The organism is Mycobacterium yunnanensis, from assembly GCF_025823185.1.
Taxonomy (GTDB): domain Bacteria; phylum Actinomycetota; class Actinomycetes; order Mycobacteriales; family Mycobacteriaceae; genus Mycobacterium; species Mycobacterium yunnanensis.
Window position 1 is genome coordinate 519620 of the sequence record NZ_JACKVK010000011.1, and the last position, 16187, is coordinate 535806.

Annotated in this window: 18 protein-coding genes; 11 read left to right on the top strand and 7 right to left on the bottom strand. The window is 68.0% G+C overall.

Translation table 11 applies throughout. The features are described 5' to 3' along the window. The first annotated feature begins 6 nt into the window (after nt 1-6). Nucleotides 7-495: a DUF3093 domain-containing protein gene (locus H7K45_RS22270; protein ID WP_263998144.1), complete on the top strand. Its 489-nt coding sequence runs from the start codon at nt 7-9 to the stop codon at nt 493-495. Nucleotides 496-499: 4 nt separating this feature from the next. Here the strand turns inward: H7K45_RS22270 and H7K45_RS22275 are convergent, their stop codons facing one another. Next, complete coding sequence (locus tag H7K45_RS22275; RefSeq protein WP_263998145.1) at nt 500-802, bottom strand: DUF4193 domain-containing protein; 303 nt, start codon at nt 800-802, stop codon at nt 500-502. 170 nt (nt 803-972) lie between these two features. Here H7K45_RS22275 and cei point away from each other — a divergent pair, with 170 nt between their 5' ends. Next, the gene (gene cei, locus H7K45_RS22280) at nt 973-1623 is read left to right on the top strand and encodes an envelope integrity protein Cei (protein ID WP_263998147.1); all 651 of its coding nucleotides are present in this window, start codon (nt 973-975) and stop codon (nt 1621-1623) included. 3 nt (nt 1624-1626) lie between these two features. Here the strand turns inward: cei and H7K45_RS22285 are convergent, their stop codons facing one another. Continuing rightward, complete coding sequence (locus tag H7K45_RS22285; protein ID WP_263998148.1) at nt 1627-2490, bottom strand: inositol monophosphatase family protein; 864 nt, start codon at nt 2488-2490, stop codon at nt 1627-1629. Between the two features lie 67 nt (nt 2491-2557). On the opposite strand from H7K45_RS22285, the gene ppgK reads away from it, so the two are divergent. After that, a complete protein-coding gene (ppgK, locus tag H7K45_RS22290) occupies nt 2558-3346 on the top strand; it encodes a polyphosphate--glucose phosphotransferase (protein ID WP_263998149.1) in 789 nt (262 codons plus the stop codon). Here ppgK and H7K45_RS22295 read toward each other — a convergent pair. Then, a complete protein-coding gene (locus H7K45_RS22295; protein ID WP_263998150.1) occupies nt 3343-6117 on the bottom strand; it encodes a helix-turn-helix transcriptional regulator in 2775 nt (924 codons plus the stop codon). The genes ppgK and H7K45_RS22295 overlap by 4 nt on opposite strands. A gap of 343 nt (nt 6118-6460) precedes the next feature. Between H7K45_RS22295 and H7K45_RS22300 the strand changes: the two genes are divergently transcribed. Together H7K45_RS22300 and H7K45_RS22305 are read left to right on the top strand one after the other, a co-directional pair. Next, the gene (locus tag H7K45_RS22300; RefSeq protein WP_263998151.1) at nt 6461-7891 is read left to right on the top strand and encodes an RNA polymerase sigma factor; all 1431 of its coding nucleotides are present in this window, start codon (nt 6461-6463) and stop codon (nt 7889-7891) included. A gap of 23 nt (nt 7892-7914) precedes the next feature. Beyond that, nucleotides 7915-8286: a RidA family protein gene (locus H7K45_RS22305; protein ID WP_263998152.1), complete on the top strand. Its 372-nt coding sequence runs from the start codon at nt 7915-7917 to the stop codon at nt 8284-8286. Here the strand turns inward: H7K45_RS22305 and H7K45_RS22310 are convergent. Then, nucleotides 8271-8639: a DUF952 domain-containing protein gene (locus H7K45_RS22310; protein ID WP_263998153.1), complete on the bottom strand. Its 369-nt coding sequence runs from the start codon at nt 8637-8639 to the stop codon at nt 8271-8273. The two genes, H7K45_RS22305 and H7K45_RS22310, sit on opposite strands and share 16 nt — an antisense overlap. A 132-nt stretch (nt 8640-8771) precedes the next feature. On the opposite strand from H7K45_RS22310, the gene H7K45_RS22315 reads away from it, so the two are divergent. Next, nucleotides 8772-8963: a DUF7455 domain-containing protein gene (locus tag H7K45_RS22315; RefSeq protein ID WP_056548606.1), complete on the top strand. Its 192-nt coding sequence runs from the start codon at nt 8772-8774 to the stop codon at nt 8961-8963. A gap of 60 nt (nt 8964-9023) precedes the next feature. Further along, entirely contained in the window at nt 9024-9974 is a 951-nt protein-coding gene (locus tag H7K45_RS22320; RefSeq protein WP_263998154.1) for a YihY/virulence factor BrkB family protein, read from the top strand. Here the strand turns inward: H7K45_RS22320 and H7K45_RS22325 are convergent. After that, the gene (locus tag H7K45_RS22325) at nt 9964-10200 is read right to left on the bottom strand and encodes a DUF3039 domain-containing protein (RefSeq protein WP_263998155.1); all 237 of its coding nucleotides are present in this window, start codon (nt 10198-10200) and stop codon (nt 9964-9966) included. The two genes, H7K45_RS22320 and H7K45_RS22325, sit on opposite strands and share 11 nt — an antisense overlap. A 77-nt stretch (nt 10201-10277) precedes the next feature. Here H7K45_RS22325 and H7K45_RS22330 point away from each other — a divergent pair, with 77 nt between their 5' ends. The 3 genes from H7K45_RS22330 (at nt 10278) to H7K45_RS22340 (ending at nt 12613) form a co-directional block, all read left to right on the top strand. Continuing rightward, complete coding sequence (locus H7K45_RS22330) at nt 10278-10676, top strand: DUF3099 domain-containing protein (protein WP_263998156.1); 399 nt, start codon at nt 10278-10280, stop codon at nt 10674-10676. Between the two features lie 150 nt (nt 10677-10826). Further along, the gene (locus H7K45_RS22335; protein ID WP_263998157.1) at nt 10827-11786 is read left to right on the top strand and encodes a sigma-70 family RNA polymerase sigma factor; all 960 of its coding nucleotides are present in this window, start codon (nt 10827-10829) and stop codon (nt 11784-11786) included. A gap of 137 nt (nt 11787-11923) precedes the next feature. Continuing rightward, the gene (locus tag H7K45_RS22340; protein ID WP_263998158.1) at nt 11924-12613 is read left to right on the top strand and encodes an iron-dependent transcriptional repressor DtxR; all 690 of its coding nucleotides are present in this window, start codon (nt 11924-11926) and stop codon (nt 12611-12613) included. Here the strand turns inward: H7K45_RS22340 and H7K45_RS22345 are convergent. After that, nucleotides 12610-13656: a DUF4192 domain-containing protein gene (locus tag H7K45_RS22345; RefSeq protein ID WP_263998159.1), complete on the bottom strand. Its 1047-nt coding sequence runs from the start codon at nt 13654-13656 to the stop codon at nt 12610-12612. The genes H7K45_RS22340 and H7K45_RS22345 overlap by 4 nt on opposite strands. Before the next feature lie 192 nt (nt 13657-13848). Here H7K45_RS22345 and sthA point away from each other — a divergent pair, with 192 nt between their 5' ends. Then, nucleotides 13849-15255 carry a Si-specific NAD(P)(+) transhydrogenase gene (gene sthA / locus H7K45_RS22350; protein ID WP_263998406.1) on the top strand — a complete coding sequence of 469 codons (1407 nt, stop codon included), beginning with the start codon at nt 13849-13851 and terminating at the stop codon, nt 15253-15255. Here sthA and H7K45_RS22355 read toward each other — a convergent pair whose 3' ends face one another. Beyond that, entirely contained in the window at nt 15256-16137 is an 882-nt protein-coding gene (locus tag H7K45_RS22355) for a trypsin-like serine peptidase (RefSeq protein WP_263998160.1), read from the bottom strand. Between the last annotated feature and the right edge of the window lie 50 nt (nt 16138-16187).

Sequence of the window (16187 nt, forward strand, 5' to 3'; positions counted from 1 at the left end):
GGCCGGGTGTCGGACACGCGCGCAGCCACCGAAACGGTGCGTTATCACGAGCGATTGAGGGTGCCACTGTGGTGGTGCCTGCCCGCGTTCCTGCTGGCCGCCATCATCGCCTACGAGGTCAACCTGGGCGTGCGGTCGCTGCCGAACTGGCTGCCCTACGCATTGCTGCTGCCCGTGGCCGCAGCGGTCCTGGTCTGGCTGGGACGGGTGGAGGTCCGCGTGGTCAGCACCTCCGACGGTGACGGGGCGGCCACCGAATTGTGGGTCGGGGCGGCACATCTACCCGTGTCGGCCATCTCGAGATCGGCGGAAGTGCCCAGCTCGGCGAAGTCCGCGGCGCTCGGTCGCCAGCTCGACCCGGCCGCCTACGTCGTGCATCGGGCGTGGATCAAGCCGATGGTGCTCGTCGTCCTGGACGATCCCGACGATCCGACGCCCTACTGGCTGGTGAGTTGCCGCCACCCGGACCGCGTCCTGGCGGCGTTGCGGAGCTGACGGATCAGGCGGCGCAGTCGGTGCAGATCATCGTGCCGCCCTTTTCGGTGGCCAGGCGGCTGCGGTGGTGGACGAGGAAACAGCTCGAGCACGTGAACTCGTCGGCCTGCTTCGGGACGACGCGCACCGACAGTTCCTCACCCGACAGGTCCGCCCCGGGCAGTTCGAATGATTCGGCGGTCTCGGACTCGTCCACGTCCACGACCGCCGATTGCGCCTCGTTGCGCCGGGCCTTGAGTTCTTCGAGCGAGTCCTCGGAGACCTCGTCGGTCTCGGTGCGCCGGGGAGCGTCGTAGTCGGTAGCCATCTCATCCCCTCCTTGTCGTTCCGTCGTGGTGCGACAGAGCTTTGTATCAGCGCTGAACGCATCCGCCAAACGATTCGTGCCCAAGGAGGCGCCAGATTGATTGTGATTTATATCACGAGACAAAAGACCTGGTGGCGACCGCCGCGCACCCCTGCCCTTACAGTGCAGGGGTGGTAGCGCAGATCACCTCGGGTACGGCCTTCGACAAGCACGGTCGGCCGTTTCGCCGACGCAACGTCATACCCGGCATCGTGGTGCTGGTGGCGCTTGCCGTCGTCACCCTGATCGTCTGGGTCGTCGCCTTCAACCAGACACCCGACGTACGGCAACAGGCCGCCTGCAATCCCCCGCCACCGATGGCCGACGCCACCCAGACGGCTCTCGGCGCGCCGGTGACCCCCGCGACGATGATGGACGTCATGCCGGCCAAGCTCGCCGACACCAAGATCCGCGTGCTGAACGCCAGCGGCCAGGGCGGGCAGGCCGGTGAGGTCGCCGGAGCCCTGCGCGACCTCGGGTTCGCCCCGCCCACGGCGGGCAACGACACCGTCTACGAGAACACCCGGCTGCAGTGCCAGGGACAAATCCGGTTCGGACCGGCCGGGCAAGCCGCCGCCGCGGCGCTGTGGCTCGTCGCCCCGTGTACCGAACTCTTTCAGGATCAGCGCCCCGACGACACCGTCGACCTGGCGGTGGGCACCGAGTTCTCCGACGTCAGCCACAACGACGACATCGACGCGGTGCTCGCCAGCCTGCGGCCCGACGCGACCCAGCCGGCCGACGCGGCGCTGATCAAGAAGATCCACACCGCAGCCTGCTGACCGTCACATCGCGCCGGCGCCGCGGAGAGCGTCCTCGAACTGCTGCGCGACACCCGGGGCGGCGGCGACGATGAGCCCACCCTCCCCCGCATCCTCGACCGGCGGCAAGATCATCGTCGCGCCCGCCTCCGCGGCGATCAGCGCACCCGCGGCCCAGTCCCACACGTTGACTCCTAGCTCGTAGTACGCGTCGAGACGGCCGGCGGCCACCATGCACAGGTCCAGTGCGCACGAGCCGACGCGGCGAACGTCGCGGACGCCGGGGATCAACCGGGCCATCACCTCGGCCTGCTGCAGACGCCGCTGCGGGGAGTAGGCAAACCCGGTGCCCACCAAGGCCATCGACAGGTCGTCGACCGGGTTACAGCGCAGCCGCGTCGACGCACCGTCGCGACGGAGGTGCGACCCGGCACCCAGGGCGGCGGAGAACGTCTCGCCGGTGGGGACGTTCGCGACGGCGCCCGCCACCGACCGGCCGTCGATCTGCACGCCGACCGACACCGCATAGGCCTCGAGGCCGTAGAGGAAGTTGACCGTGCCGTCGATGGGGTCGAGCACCCAGGTCGGCGTGCCCGCGTGCCCGACGGCCGAGCCGCCTTCCTCCTCGCCCACGATCGGGTCGCCAGGCCGCAACTCGGCGAGCCGTTCGCGCAACAGCCGCTCGGTCTCCGTGTCGACGATGGTGACCGGGTCGGTCGGGGTGCTCTTGGTTCGCGTCGCCGCGGCGGCGTCGGGCGGCGAATCGGCGCCGAACACCTCGGCGCGGCGCCTCCTGACGAAGGCGGCGGCCTCCTCGGCAAGTCGCTCGGCGACGGCGCGCAGGTGCTCTGGATCATGGTCGACGGTCACCCCTTCATCGCAACACATCGCTCGTGGTGAGGCACTAGGGTGTGGTTGGCGTCGCACCTGACGGCCGCGTGTAGAGGAGCGCTCAATGACCGAGAGTTCAACCCCCGCATCGACTGACGGCAGTTCCGCGCGTCGCGGCTTCGGAGTCGACGTGGGTGGCAGCGGGGTGAAGGGCGGCGTCGTCGACCTGGACACCGGTCAGCTGATCGGTGAACGCTACAAGCTCGCGACACCACAGCCGTCGACCCCCGACGCCGTCGCCAAGACGATCGCCGCGGTCGTCGAGCAGTTCGGCTGGGACGGTCCTCTCGGCGTCACCTACCCCGGCGTGGTCACCGGGGGCATCGTGCAGACCGCCGCGAACGTCGACAAGGGCTGGATCGGCGTCGACGCCCAGGAGGTGATTGGCGCGGAGCTGGGTGGCCGGCGGGTCACGGTGCTCAACGACGCCGACGCCGCCGGTCTGGCCGAGGAGAAGTTCGGCGCCGGCAAGGACAACACCGGCGTGATCGTCCTGCTCACCTTCGGCACCGGCATCGGGTCTGCAGTCATACACAACGGAGTGCTGTTGCCCAACACCGAGTTTGGGCATCTCGAGGTCGGCGGCAAGGAGGCCGAGCACCGCGCCGCGTCGTCGATCAAGGAAGCCAAGGACTGGAGTTACGAGCGCTGGACCAAGGAGGTCACCAAGGTGCTCGTGGCGATCGAGAACGCCATCTGGCCAGACCTCTTCATCGCCGGCGGCGGTATCAGCCGCAAGGCCGACAAGTGGATTCCGTTGCTGGGGAACAGGACTCCGGTCGTCGGTGCCGCCCTGCAAAACGAAGCGGGCATCGTGGGCGCCGCGATGGCAGCCGACGCCGCAGGCGCCTAGTCGAAGACGAGTTCGCTTGCCCGACTGGCCAATTCGGAACGGGTGCGGACGGCCAGCTTGCGGTAGACACTGCTGAGGTTGTGCTCGACGGTCTTCGGACTGATGAACAGCGCCGTGGCGATGTCCTTGTTGGACTTGCCCGTCGCCGCCAGTCTGGCCACCCGCAATTCCGACGGGGTCAGGTCGGACCGACCGGTGCGTGGCGCGTCGGTCCGTTCGAGCTCCGCCCCCACGCGCGTGGCCCACACCCGGGCCCCGAGTTCTCCGAACGTGTCGAAGGCGTCGCGCAGCACCGTCGCCGCCAAGTTCTTCTTGCGCTGACGGCGCAACACCTGTCCGAGGAACAGCTGGGTACGGGCCAGCTCGAACGGCATCGCCAGGCGGTCGTGCTGCACGAGAGCCCCCCGGAGCGTCTCCTCGGCAGCCGCGAGATCGCCCGTGGCCGCCTGCAGCATGCTTCGACCGCGGGCGCCCGCGGTCAGCAACCACGGTCGATCCAGGGCGGCACCGTGCAGTTCGAGCGCCTCGACGAGCGGCACTGCCTCGTCCAACCGGCCGAGGGCAACCAGCGCTTCGACCGCGTCCGGCATGAACGTCGCCGGAAAGATGTCTCGGACGCTGCCGTCGCGGCGAGCAATCAGCAACGGCTGCAACACTTTCAGGGCCTTCTCGTGATTGCCGAGGGACACCTCGAGGAAGCCGAGTGCGATGAGGGGCCGAATCGTCAAGAACGGGGCCCCGCACTGTTTGGCTCCGGCGATTGCCACCCGTGCGTCTTCGCGGGCGACCCGCTCGCGGCCCAGGTACGCCGACGCCACGGCGCGGTGGGTCCGGCCCACGACCACCGGGTAGCCACCGCCGAGCTGCTCCCCTCGGCGCATGACGTCCTCGGCCACGTCCGACGCCACCGAGTACCGGCCCAGCCACGTGTAGACCATGGCGAGATGGCCGGAGACGAAGACGAAATCGGCGTCCGAACCCATCTCGACACTGCGTCGACGCGCGGCGATGAGGCCGGCGAGACCCTCCTCGAGATCGCCCATCCAGGACGTCGTCACCGCGTCGACGACACTGGCCCGGCAGGGCGCCGCGACGTCGGGATCGGGCGCTTCGAGGTCCAGTGCGCGCACGAGTGCCGGGCCGTCGCGCCGGAGGCCGCGGGCACAGTCGAGCAGAACGCTCAGCGAGAGCGCCTGACTCACCAGCTTCCCGTCGCCGAGCCCTTCGGCGTGGGCGACGGCGGCCTTCGCCTGGCGTAGTGCCTCCTCGTGCTGTCCGCTCATGGACAGTGCCCGCGAGAAGTGCAAGGTTGCCTCGACCAGCAGGGCCGGCTCGTCGGCGGCCTGGGTGACGGCCTCGCCGAGCAGCGGCAGCGCACCCGGATAGTCGTGGTCGGCCATCCTGGCGGCGCCGAGGAGGTTGAGCGCCGCGGCGCGCTGGGCTCCGGAGTCGAACCCGTCGAGCGTCGGTTCGATCGTCCTGCGGGCCCGGTTGGTGTCGCCGGCCCGAAGGTGTTGCTCGGCTGCTCGGAGCCGGCGGGTCGGCGTGTCACCGCCGAGCCCGATTGCCAGTTCGTACAGATCGGCGGCGGCCGCGGCGGCACCGCGACCCACGGCGGCGCAGGCCGCGTCGTCGAGGGCCTGCAGGGTGGCCGGCTCGGCACTGGCCGCGCCCAACGCCATGTGTCGGGCCTTGAGTTCGGGTCGCTTCTCCACCGCTGCCAACGCGCGGTGCATCCGGCGGCGGCGCGCCGGGCCCGCGTGGGTGTAGATGCCGCGGGCCAGCAGCGGATGGGCGAACACAACCCTGTTGCCGTCGAGACGGAGGATCCCCTCGCGCTCGGGGCCGTCCAGCAGCTCGACGACGCGTGCCACCGGCAGCTCGGCGACTTCGGCGATGAGGTCGACCGTCGGCTCGCCGACCGAGCACGCGGCCAGCAGCATGTCACCCACCTGGCCGTCGAAACGCTCGGTGCGCAGTCGCACCAGCTCGGTGAGGGTGCTCGGCAGGACCGCGTCCCCCACCGGGGACCGGCCGTCGACGCCCCGGGCCAGCTCGAGCGCGTAGAAGGGATTGCCACCGGACACCTCGGCGATGCGGACCATGGTCGGGCGCGGCAGCGCCCTGCCGAAGCGCTCCAGGATCATGGTGTGCAGGGCGTGCAGGCTCAGCGGACCGACGCGGACCCGCTCGATCGTGTCCGGAGCCGGTAGGTGAAGCCAGTCGGCCGGGTCGGGCTCGGTGGCGTGTGCGCGACCGGTGAGCAGCAGCGCGACACGGCCGCCGAGGCGCCGCGCGGCGACGGCCAGCACCGCCTGACTGGACACGTCCAGCCATTGGACGTCGTCGATCGCCAGCAGAATCGGCTGCCGGACGGCCATCGCGACGAGGACTGCTGCCAGGGCAGACCCGGTGGTGCGGTGGTCGGTGGGCGGGCCGTCGGCGCCGGTTCTCAGCAGCACTCTGTCGACGGCGACGCGTTGCAGGTCGGTCAAATCACGAAGCACCTCGGACTCGACGTCGTGCAGCAGGTCGGCGACCGCGGCGTAGGCCAGCACCGACTCCGCCTCGTCGGCGCGCGTGGACAGCACGCGGAATCCCTGTTCGCGCGCGCGTTCCACGCCGTAGAGCCACAGGGTGGTCTTGCCGATTCCGGGTTCGCCGGCGATCACCAGGGCGGCGGGAACCGTGCCGACGCCGCCAAGGAGGTCGTCGACCGCTTGGCGCTCCCCCGAGCGACTCACCGATGCCACGGGCACGTCAATCATCATTGCAGTTAGCAAATACATCCGCTTGACTTGGCCGGAATCGACCGTGGGGTAATCACGAGGTCTTCGTTCTCGTCACGGGCCCCGGGGGCCCTGCCATCTGCGGAAATGCGTCGCAACGTGCGGAGTTCTGGCAATCGTCTGTCCCCCGGGGCCATCCGGCCGCCACTGACGCCACCCCGTAGGTCGACACGCGCCGTCGCCACGCGCGTGGGCTGCCAATTCTTCACTCGTAGCGGCAGTTCCTCACTCTGTCGTTACAATGGTGATCGGCGGCCTCATCACGGATGGCGGCAGGTATCCAAGCAGATAACAAACGCCATCAACAGACAGTCGACGTTTTACGGTGGCGCACGCCCACGCCACCGATCGCAAGACCGAAGGGGTGCACGTGGCAGCGACGAAGGTAAGCCCGGCGATCGAGGATCCGGCGAAGCGCACCGCCACCAAGGCTCCCGCCAAGAAGGCTGCGGCAGCCAAGGCCGCGCCCGCCAAGCGGGCCGCGAAGGCGCCCGCCAAGAAGGCGGCCGGGCCGCGGGCCAAGAAGGCGGGCGAGGTCGGCGAGGTGCCCACCGGCGAGGTTCTCGACACCGCCGAGGAACTCGACGCCGAACCAGACGGAGACCTCGAGGCCGACGTCGAGCTCGAGGACCTCGAAGTCGTCGAGGTCGACGACGACGTCGTCGTCGAGGGCGCAGCGGCGGATGCGAAGCCCGCCAAGGACGGAGCCGACGACGCCGCCGGTGACGACGACATCGCCGAGCCGTCCGAGAAGGACAAGGCCTCTGGCGACTTCGTGTGGGACGAAGAGGAGTCCGAGGCGCTGCGACAGGCCCGCAAGGACGCCGAGCTCACCGCCTCCGCGGACTCGGTGCGTGCGTACCTCAAGCAGATCGGCAAGGTCGCGCTGCTCAACGCCGAGGAAGAGGTCGAGCTGGCCAAGCGCATCGAGGCTGGCCTCTACTGCACGCAGAAGATGATCGAGTTCGCCGAAGCGGGCGAGAAGTTGACCACCGCTCAGCGGCGGGACTACCTCTGGATCTGCCGTGACGGCGACAAGGCGAAGAATCACCTGCTGGAGGCGAACCTGCGCCTCGTGGTGTCGCTGGCCAAGCGGTACACCGGCCGCGGCATGGCGTTCCTGGATCTCATCCAGGAAGGCAACCTCGGTTTGATCCGCGCGGTCGAGAAGTTCGACTACACCAAGGGTTACAAGTTCTCGACCTACGCCACCTGGTGGATCCGTCAGGCCATCACCCGTGCCATGGCAGACCAGGCCCGCACCATCCGCATTCCCGTGCACATGGTCGAAGTCATCAACAAGCTCGGCCGCATCCAGCGTGAGCTGCTCCAGGACCTGGGCCGAGAGCCCACGCCGGAAGAGCTCGCCAAGGAAATGGACATCACGCCCGAGAAGGTGCTGGAGATTCAGCAGTACGCGCGTGAGCCGATCTCGCTGGACCAGACCATCGGCGACGAGGGTGACAGCCAGCTCGGCGACTTCATCGAGGACTCCGAGGCCGTGGTGGCCGTGGACGCCGTGTCGTTCACCCTGCTGCAGGATCAGCTGCAGTCGGTGCTGGAGACGCTCTCGGAGCGCGAGGCGGGCGTCGTGCGCCTGCGGTTCGGCCTGACCGACGGTCAGCCCCGCACCCTGGACGAGATCGGTCAGGTCTACGGCGTGACGCGCGAGCGCATCCGTCAGATCGAGAGCAAGACCATGTCGAAGTTGCGCCACCCCAGCCGCTCGCAGGTCCTGCGCGACTACCTGGACTAAGTGCCGGCCGCGATGACGACGTGATGACGCCGTTTCGGGTCAACGTGTCCTCCGGCTCGCCCTTCGAGGCTCGGGTGGGATACTCGCGCGCCGTGCGGGTCGGCCTGCTCGTCGTCGTGGCGGGGACGACGGCCCCCGGCCCCGACGTCACCACCCAGACGCGAGAGATCCTTCGGCGCATCGAGATTGCGCTGGGTGAGGTGGGCGCGTCGCTCGGCGACGTGATTCGTACGCGAATGTTCGTCACCGACATTGCGTCTTGGAGCGAGGTCGGAGCCGTCCACGCGGAGATCTTCGGCAGCGTCAGACCGGTGGCGACCATGGTCGAGGTCTCGGCACTCATCGCCGACGATCTCTTGATCGAAATCGAGGTCGACGCCTACCTGTCGGTGTGAGCCCATTCGGCGAAACGCCCGTCGTCATCAGGTTCGTACGGGGTGACACTCGTCACAGCCCCCAGCGGGATTGGACCGTACAAATGCGGGAAGTTCATCGCCTCTGGATCGCCGGGCACGCCGGGTTCCCACCGCACCGGATCGGCCAGGGATTCGGGATCCAGGTGAAGAACGATCATGTCTTTGCGGCCGGCGAAGAGCCGGTTGGCGGGCAGATGAACCTGCTCGGGAGCCGAAAGATGTACGAAGCCTTGGTCGTTCAGCGACGGGGGCCGTCGTTCCCCTGTGGCCTGGGCGGCGGCCCACTCCTCGGTGGTGCACAGGTGTAGTAGTACGCGTGGAGTGGGGGCCATGGGGCAAGTGTGCCCCCGGAAACGTTTCGCGGGTGAGACACGACACACCGGTGAACGACCGGGGAACAAGGCCGGAAGTGAAAACGTCTGACAGAGTGGAAGAAAGCACGTAGCAGATATGGAGGAGGCGCCATGAACGCAACTCTGACCAGCCCTGAGCTGACTCGGGCTGATCGCTGCGACCGATGCGGCGCCGCCGCCCGTGTCGTGGCGAAATTGCCGTCTGGCGCCGTGCTGCTGTTCTGCCAGCACCACGCCAATGAGCACGAGGCCAAGTTGGTCGAGCTCGCGGCAGTGCTGGAGACCAGCAAGGTCGATTCGTAAGCATTGACTAGCCCACCACTGCGCACGCAATCGTGCGCAGTGGTGAATGCTGGTGGTGTCATGACAGATGAGCACACACCGGCCAAGCCGTCCCGACGCCACGCGTGGCCCGTTCTGAAGCGCACCCTTGGCAAGAGTTGGGACGACTCGATCTTCTCGGAGTCGGCGGCGGCGGCCTTCTGGAGTGCGCTGTCGCTACCTCCGCTCCTCCTGGGGATGCTGGGCAGCTTGGCCTACATCGCGCCGCTCTTTGGACCGAACACCCTGCAGACGATTCAAGACCGTCTGGTGAGCACCGCGGGAAACTTGTTCTCGCGCAACGTGGTCAACGAGATCATCGCTCCGACGGTCTCCGACATCGTGGCGGGTGCCCGCGGTGAGGTGGTCTCCCTGGGGTTCGTCATATCTCTGTGGGCCGGGTCCTCGGCGGTGTCGGCGTTCGTGGACGCCGTCGTCGAGGCGCACGATCAGACCGAACTTCGCCATCCGGTGCGCCAGCGCTTCTATGCCCTCGGGCTGTACGTGATCGGGCTGGTGTTCATCATCGCCACGGCGCCACTTCTGGCGATCGGACCCATGAAGGTCGCCGAGCACATCCCGGAGAATTGGCAGTACGTCCTGAGCTACGGGTACTACCCGGTGCTGTTCGTCGCCCTGGTCATCGCGATCACCATCCTCTACCGGGTGGCGCTGCCCCGGCCGCTGCCCACGCACCGATTGGTCTACGGCGCGATGCTGGCTGCCATCGTGTTCCTGGTGGCCACCTTGGGTCTGCGGATCTACCTCACGTGGATCACCGCCACCGGCTACACCTACGGCGCGTTGGCGACGCCAATCGCGTTCCTGCTGTTCGCGTTCTTCCTGGGCTTCTCCATCATGATGGGCGCCGAACTCAACGCTGCCATCCAAGAGGAGTGGCCAGCCCCCGAGACACACGCCAAGCGGCTGAAGGTCTGGCTGGAAGACCGCGCCGACGAGCGCAACGGTGAGCGGACCGGTTCTACTTCTTGAGTTGCTCGTAGATCCGTTTGCAGTCCGCGCAGACCGGCGAACCAGGCTTGGCGGACTTGGTCACCGGGAAGACTTCGCCGCACAGCGCGACGACGTGGGTGCCCTCCACGGCGCTCTGAACGATCTTGTCCTTCTTGACGTAGTGAAAGACCTTGGGAGAGTCGTCATCCGTCCCGTCGTCGACGCGTTCGTCGGTGTCGGGGCGCTCGATGGTCTGGGTGTCCATGACTTCATTGTGCCCGGGAAGCGATCTGTAAGAAACCGGACCGATTGATGACCCCAGATGTGTGGAACAGTGGAGGCATGAAACACGGCCAAGAGCTGAGTTTCGACGACGACGGTCGACCAGTTCTCATCACGCGCGCGGCGCTGTCCTACGAGGAACAGCACCGGTTGAGAGTTCGCAAGTACCTCAAGATCATGGCGTGGCGAATTCCGGTATTCCTTGCCGCCGCACTCGCGTACGGAATCTGGCACAACGGGTGGATCTCGCTCGCCATCTTGGTGGGGTCGATTCCCCTGCCCTGGATCGCGGTGCTCATCGCCAACGACCGACCGCCGCGCAAGGCCGAAGAACCGCGGCGCTACGAGGACAAGGGCCGCATCCCCCTGTTCCCCACCGCGGAGCGCCCCGCACTGCAGGCTCGCACCAGGCCGGCGCCGCAACCCGATTCGGCGCAGTGGCAGCACGACGTTCCCTGATGTGGAAGTTCTTCGTGCTTTCTCAGGAGAATCTCAGGTCGTCGCTCGATAACTGCAGGTCAGAAGGTGTGAAACCGTAGCCCCGTGGGAACTCTTGGAGCCAGACGAGCGTTGTAGCTCATGACAGTTCCGCCCACGCAGGAGGCCGTAATGGCAAACGCCACCGCAAGCCGCATCGAATCCGATTTGGACTCCCAGAGCCCAGCCGCGGATCTCGTGCGGGTGTATTTGAACGGCATCGGCAAAACTGCCTTGCTGAACGCGGCCGATGAGGTCGAGCTCGCCAAGCGCATCGAGGCTGGGCTGTATGCACGCCATCTGCTCGAGACCAAGAAGCGGCTCGGAGACACTCGCAAACGCGAACTGGCCGCCGTGGTTCGCGACGGCGAGGCCGCTCGTCGCCACCTCTTGGAGGCCAACCTGCGACTGGTCGTCTCCCTGGCGAAGCGCTACACCGGGCGCGGCATGCCCCTGCTCGACCTCATCCAAGAGGGCAACCTCGGCCTGATCCGTGCGATGGAGAAGTTCGACTACGCCAAGGGATTCAAGTTCTCCACCTACGCCACGTGGTGGATCCGGCAGGCCATCACCCGAGGGATGGCCGACCAAAGCCGCACCATCCGGCTGCCCGTCCACCTCGTCGAGCAGGTCAACAAGCTGGCCAGGATCAAGCGCGAGATGCACCAGAACCTTGGGCGTGACGCCAGCGACGAGGAACTCGCCGAGGAGTCCGGCATTCCGGCTGAGAAGATCGCCGACCTGCTCTCCCACAGCCGCGACCCGGTAAGCCTCGACATGCCGGTCGGCAGCGACGAGGAAGCTCCGCTGGGCGACTTCATCGAGGACGCGGAAGCGATGTCGGCGGAGAACGCCGTCATCTCCGAGTTGCTGCACACCGACATCCGGCACGTGCTCGCCACCCTGGACGAGAGGGAGCAGCAGGTCATCCGGCTGCGCTTCGGCCTCGACGACGGTCAGCCGCGCACCCTCGACCAGATCGGCAAGCTCTTCGGTCTGTCCCGCGAACGCGTGCGCCAGATCGAGCGCGAGGTCATGGCCAAGCTGCGCCACGGCGAGCGCGCCGAGCGACTGCGGTCCTACGCCAGCTAGCCCCCACGCAACCAACCACGACGCCATGCCCGCCGCACTCGCGGCGGGCATGGCGTCGTTCATCGGGCGCACGGCCATGCTGCATCCCAGTTCAGGCGCCGTCACCGGTAGACTCGTCATGCAACGGAGGGCTGCGAATGAACGACTTGATCGATACCACCGAGATGTACCTGCGCACCATCTACGACCTTGAAGAAGAGGGCGTGGTGCCGCTGCGGGCCCGGATCGCCGAACGCCTCGAGCAGAGTGGGCCCACCGTCAGTCAGACGGTGTCGCGAATGGAGCGTGACGGCCTGCTGCACGTGGCGGGTGACCGCCACCTCGAACTGACCGACAAGGGCCGTGCGCTGGCGGTGTCGGTGATGCGCAAGCACCGGCTCGCCGAGCGCCTGCTGGTCGACGTCATCGGGCTGCCCTGGGAAGAAGTGCACGCCGAGGCGTGCCGGTGGGAACACGTCATGAGCGAGGACGTCGAACGGCGCCTGGTTCAGGTGTTGGACAACCCGACCACCTCTCCGTTCGGCAACCCCATCCCCGGACTCTCCGAACTCGGGGTCCCGATGTCCGACGCCGAGGACGTCAGTTTGGTGCGGCTCACCGAGCTGCCGACGGGCTTCCCCGTCGCAGTCCGGGTCCGCCAGCTCACCGAGCACGTCCAGGGCGACGTCGAGCTCATCGCCCGGCTGAAGGACGCCGGCGTCGTGCCCGACGCGAGGGTCACCGTGCAGGTCTCCGACCACGGCAGCGTGCTGATCGTCATCCCCGGACACGAGCAGGTCGAGCTGCCCCACCACATGGCCCACGCGGTTCGGGTCGAGAAGGTCTAGCCCGCGCGCTTGTCCACGTCCTGGCGTGGCGGCAACCGGACCCCGAGCCGCTTGGCCAATCGGTAGCCGGTCTGCGCGAGGTCACGGATCTGTTCGGGTCGCATGCCCGACTGCAGCGCTTGATCGAGCATGACCGCCATTCGATGGTTGGCGTCGCAGTTCAGTGCCGCCTCCAGCGACACCCCCGCCAGTGGCCCGTCGCCGCGGGCGTAGGCCGAGAACGCCAGCAGAACAAGCGCTTCGACCCGCCACGGGTTGGGCAACGACCGCGCCATCATCGCCCACAGCGCCTCGGCGCGGTCGGCCTCCCGCCCCACGGCCAAGGCGTAGAGCGTGTCGCGGACACGGGTGTCGGTGATGGCGCAGCCCACGGCTGCGAGGTCCTCGTCGGCAGGCAGCATGCCCTCGGACAGCCCACGCGCCACGGCCAAGGCCTGTTCGACGTCGCGGCGAGCGTCGGCGTCGGGGCGTAGTTCGCCGTCGTGCTCGGCGTCCAGCAGCGACATCCGCAGGCTCTCGGCGCGGACCGGGTCGACCTCGACGACGGCCTGCACCTCGGTGCGGCGCGCATACAGGCGGCGCCCGTCGAGCACCGCGGCGGCCGCCATCGGCGAGGACATCGGGTCGTCGACCATGCCGGAATCCCCTGCACCGTCGGCGCGATGCCACTGCCCGCCGGCCTCCAGCCGATCCACCACGTAGGTGGCGAGCAGGTCGACGCCGCGGGCGGTCAACATCTCGTCGAGCACCAGAGCCCACCACCGATGGTCGTCGACGCACATGCGGCATGCCGCGCCGTCTTCGTCGACGATCACGGCGACGGCCGCCGCCGATCCCCCCACCGCCGCCACCTCGACCATCTGGTCGAGCGGGTCGCTGAGGTCGTCGCTGAGGTCCACGCGCATGACGCAGCCCACGTGGCCGTCGTCGAAGGTGGCCAGGACCAGGGACCGCTCCGGTACGAAACCGAGGACGGCGGGAAGGGTGGCCAGCAGCGCGGCGGGTCGGCTCGGATGGAAGTCGAAGGTGCGATCAGTCGTCATGGCACGAACCTCGCAGTCCCCACCGTCGGTCGCCGCGCTCCAGACGCGGTGGCGTGGGCAGGCTGTGGACGAAGCCGCGTCTGAGGATGAGACGCCGAGCGCGTCCGCACCACGCCAGTTGTTCACCTGACGTTGACGTACCCGGCATGCAAGATGACACCGGGCGGCGTACACCTGTTCGTCATGGGTTCCATGCAGGAATACGATCTCGTCGTCATCGGCTCCGGCCCCGGGGGGCAGAAGGCGGCCATCGCCGCGGCGAAGCTCGGCAAGTCCGTCGCCGTGGTCGAACGCGGTCTGATGCTCGGTGGCGTCTGCGTCAACACCGGCACCATCCCGTCCAAGACGCTGCGCGAGGCCGTCGTCTACCTCACCGGCATGAGCCAGCGCGAACTCTACGGCGCCAGCTACCGGGTCAAGGAGAAGATCACCCCGGCCGATCTGCTGGCCCGCACCCAGCACGTCATCGGACGCGAGATCGACGTCGTGCGTTCGCAGTTGATGCGCAACCGCGTCGAGCTCTACGTCGGGCACGCGCGCTTCGTCGACGCCCACACCGTGCAGGTGGAGGATCCCAGCCGAGCGGAGAGCGTCTCGGTGTCCGGGCGCAACATCGTGATCGCCACCGGCACCAAGCCTCTGCGCCCCTCGGGCGTGGAGTTCGACGACTCCCGGGTACTGGACTCCGACGGGATCCTTGACCTGAAGACCATCCCGACGTCGATGGTCGTCGTCGGGGCCGGGGTGATCGGCATCGAATACGCGTCGATGTTCGCCGCACTGGGCACCAAGGTCACCGTGGTCGAGAAGCGGCCCACCATGCTCGACTTCTGCGACCCCGAGATCGTCGAGGCCCTGCGCTTTCACCTGCGCGATCTCGCGGTCACCTTCCGCTTCGGCGAGGAGGTGACCGGGGTGGACGTCGGCTCCACGGGCACCGTCACCACGCTGGCCAGCGGCAAGCAGATCCCGGCGGAGACCGTGATGTACTCCGCCGGCAGGCAAGGTCAGACCGAGCACCTCGACCTGGCTGCCGCCGGGCTCGAGGCCGACGCGCGGGGCCGGATCTTCGTCGACGACGACTACCAAACCAAGGTCGACCACATCTACGCCGTCGGCGACGTGATCGGTTTCCCCGCGCTGGCCGCCACGTCGATGGACCAGGGCAGGCTGGCGGCCTATCACGCGTTCGGCGAGCCGGCACACGCGATGACCGAGTTGCAGCCGATCGGCATCTACTCCATTCCGGAGGTGTCCTACGTCGGGGCCAGCGAGGTCGACCTGACCAAGGATTCGATTCCCTACGAGGTCGGCGTGTCCCGCTACCGGGAGCTGGCCCGCGGTCAAATCGCCGGCGACTCCTACGGCATGCTCAAACTGCTGGTCTCCACCGAGGACCTCAAGTTGCTCGGCGTCCACATCTTCGGCACCAACGCCACCGAGATGGTGCACATCGGCCAAGCGGTGATGGGCTGCGGCGGCACGGTCGAATACCTCGTCGACGCCGTGTTCAACTATCCGACGTTCTCCGAGGCCTACAAGGTCGCCGCGTTGGACGTGATGAACAAGCTGCGCGCACTGAGCCAGTTCAAGGCCTGATCAGCAGCCGTCCACGAAGGCCGAGGGGGCGTCGTCGGCCGGTCCCGCCGCCTCGGCCCGGCGTAGCAGGTCGACTACCGCGTCGCCGAAAGGCGGTGTGTAGGAGACGGTTTCGTCGCACCCACCGCCGTCCAGGCCGCCGGTGACGCCGACGACGGTGCTACCCGCCAACCACGGCGACCCACTGGTGCCGTCGACCAGGCCGGCGCACCGGATCTCCGGATACCCCCGGTCCATCGCGACGCGGGCGGTGCACCCGACCGGCGATCCCCCGACGCCAAGCCCGTAGCCCGTCACGGCGACGTCGGTGCCCGCGTCCGGGCTCGACCCCAGGGCCAGACCGCCACCGACCGAGCTCTCGACCGACGCGTCGTCCGTCCGGCTGACGCGGGCGACGGCGAAGTCGGCTCGCGGATCCTGCGTCGCCATCCAACGCGGGTCGAGGTACACCGCGTCGACGTGCCAGAACTCCTGCGGGGCCGCACTGTCGACGAAGGCCGGCACGAACCATCCCTCCATTCCCCCGGCCAGGCAATGCGCGGCGGTCAAGATGAGGTCCGCCGTGGTGGAGTGCACCACCGACGCCGAACACGTGTGCAGCGACTGACCGCCGAGGAAGATCGCCCCCACCCGGGGGTTGGGTGATTGCGGCACGGCCGTGACGGTCGCCGCCACCGTCGGCGTCCGTGCGGTGGCCGCCGCCGCCGAGGTTGCCGTGGTTCGCGGCGCCGGCCCCGGCTGACCACACGCGGCCGCCAGAACCACCGCGGCGGCGAACGGAACGAACCTGGCGTGACGCATGATCGTCTGATCTTGCCCGATGAAACCGATTGGGGCCTGGGCTGGCGGAATGGCTCCGCCGGCGCCGGGTGTTCGACTCATCAGAGGGGCCGCACTGGCAAGATCCGCAACGTGCGGGACACTAGAGGTCA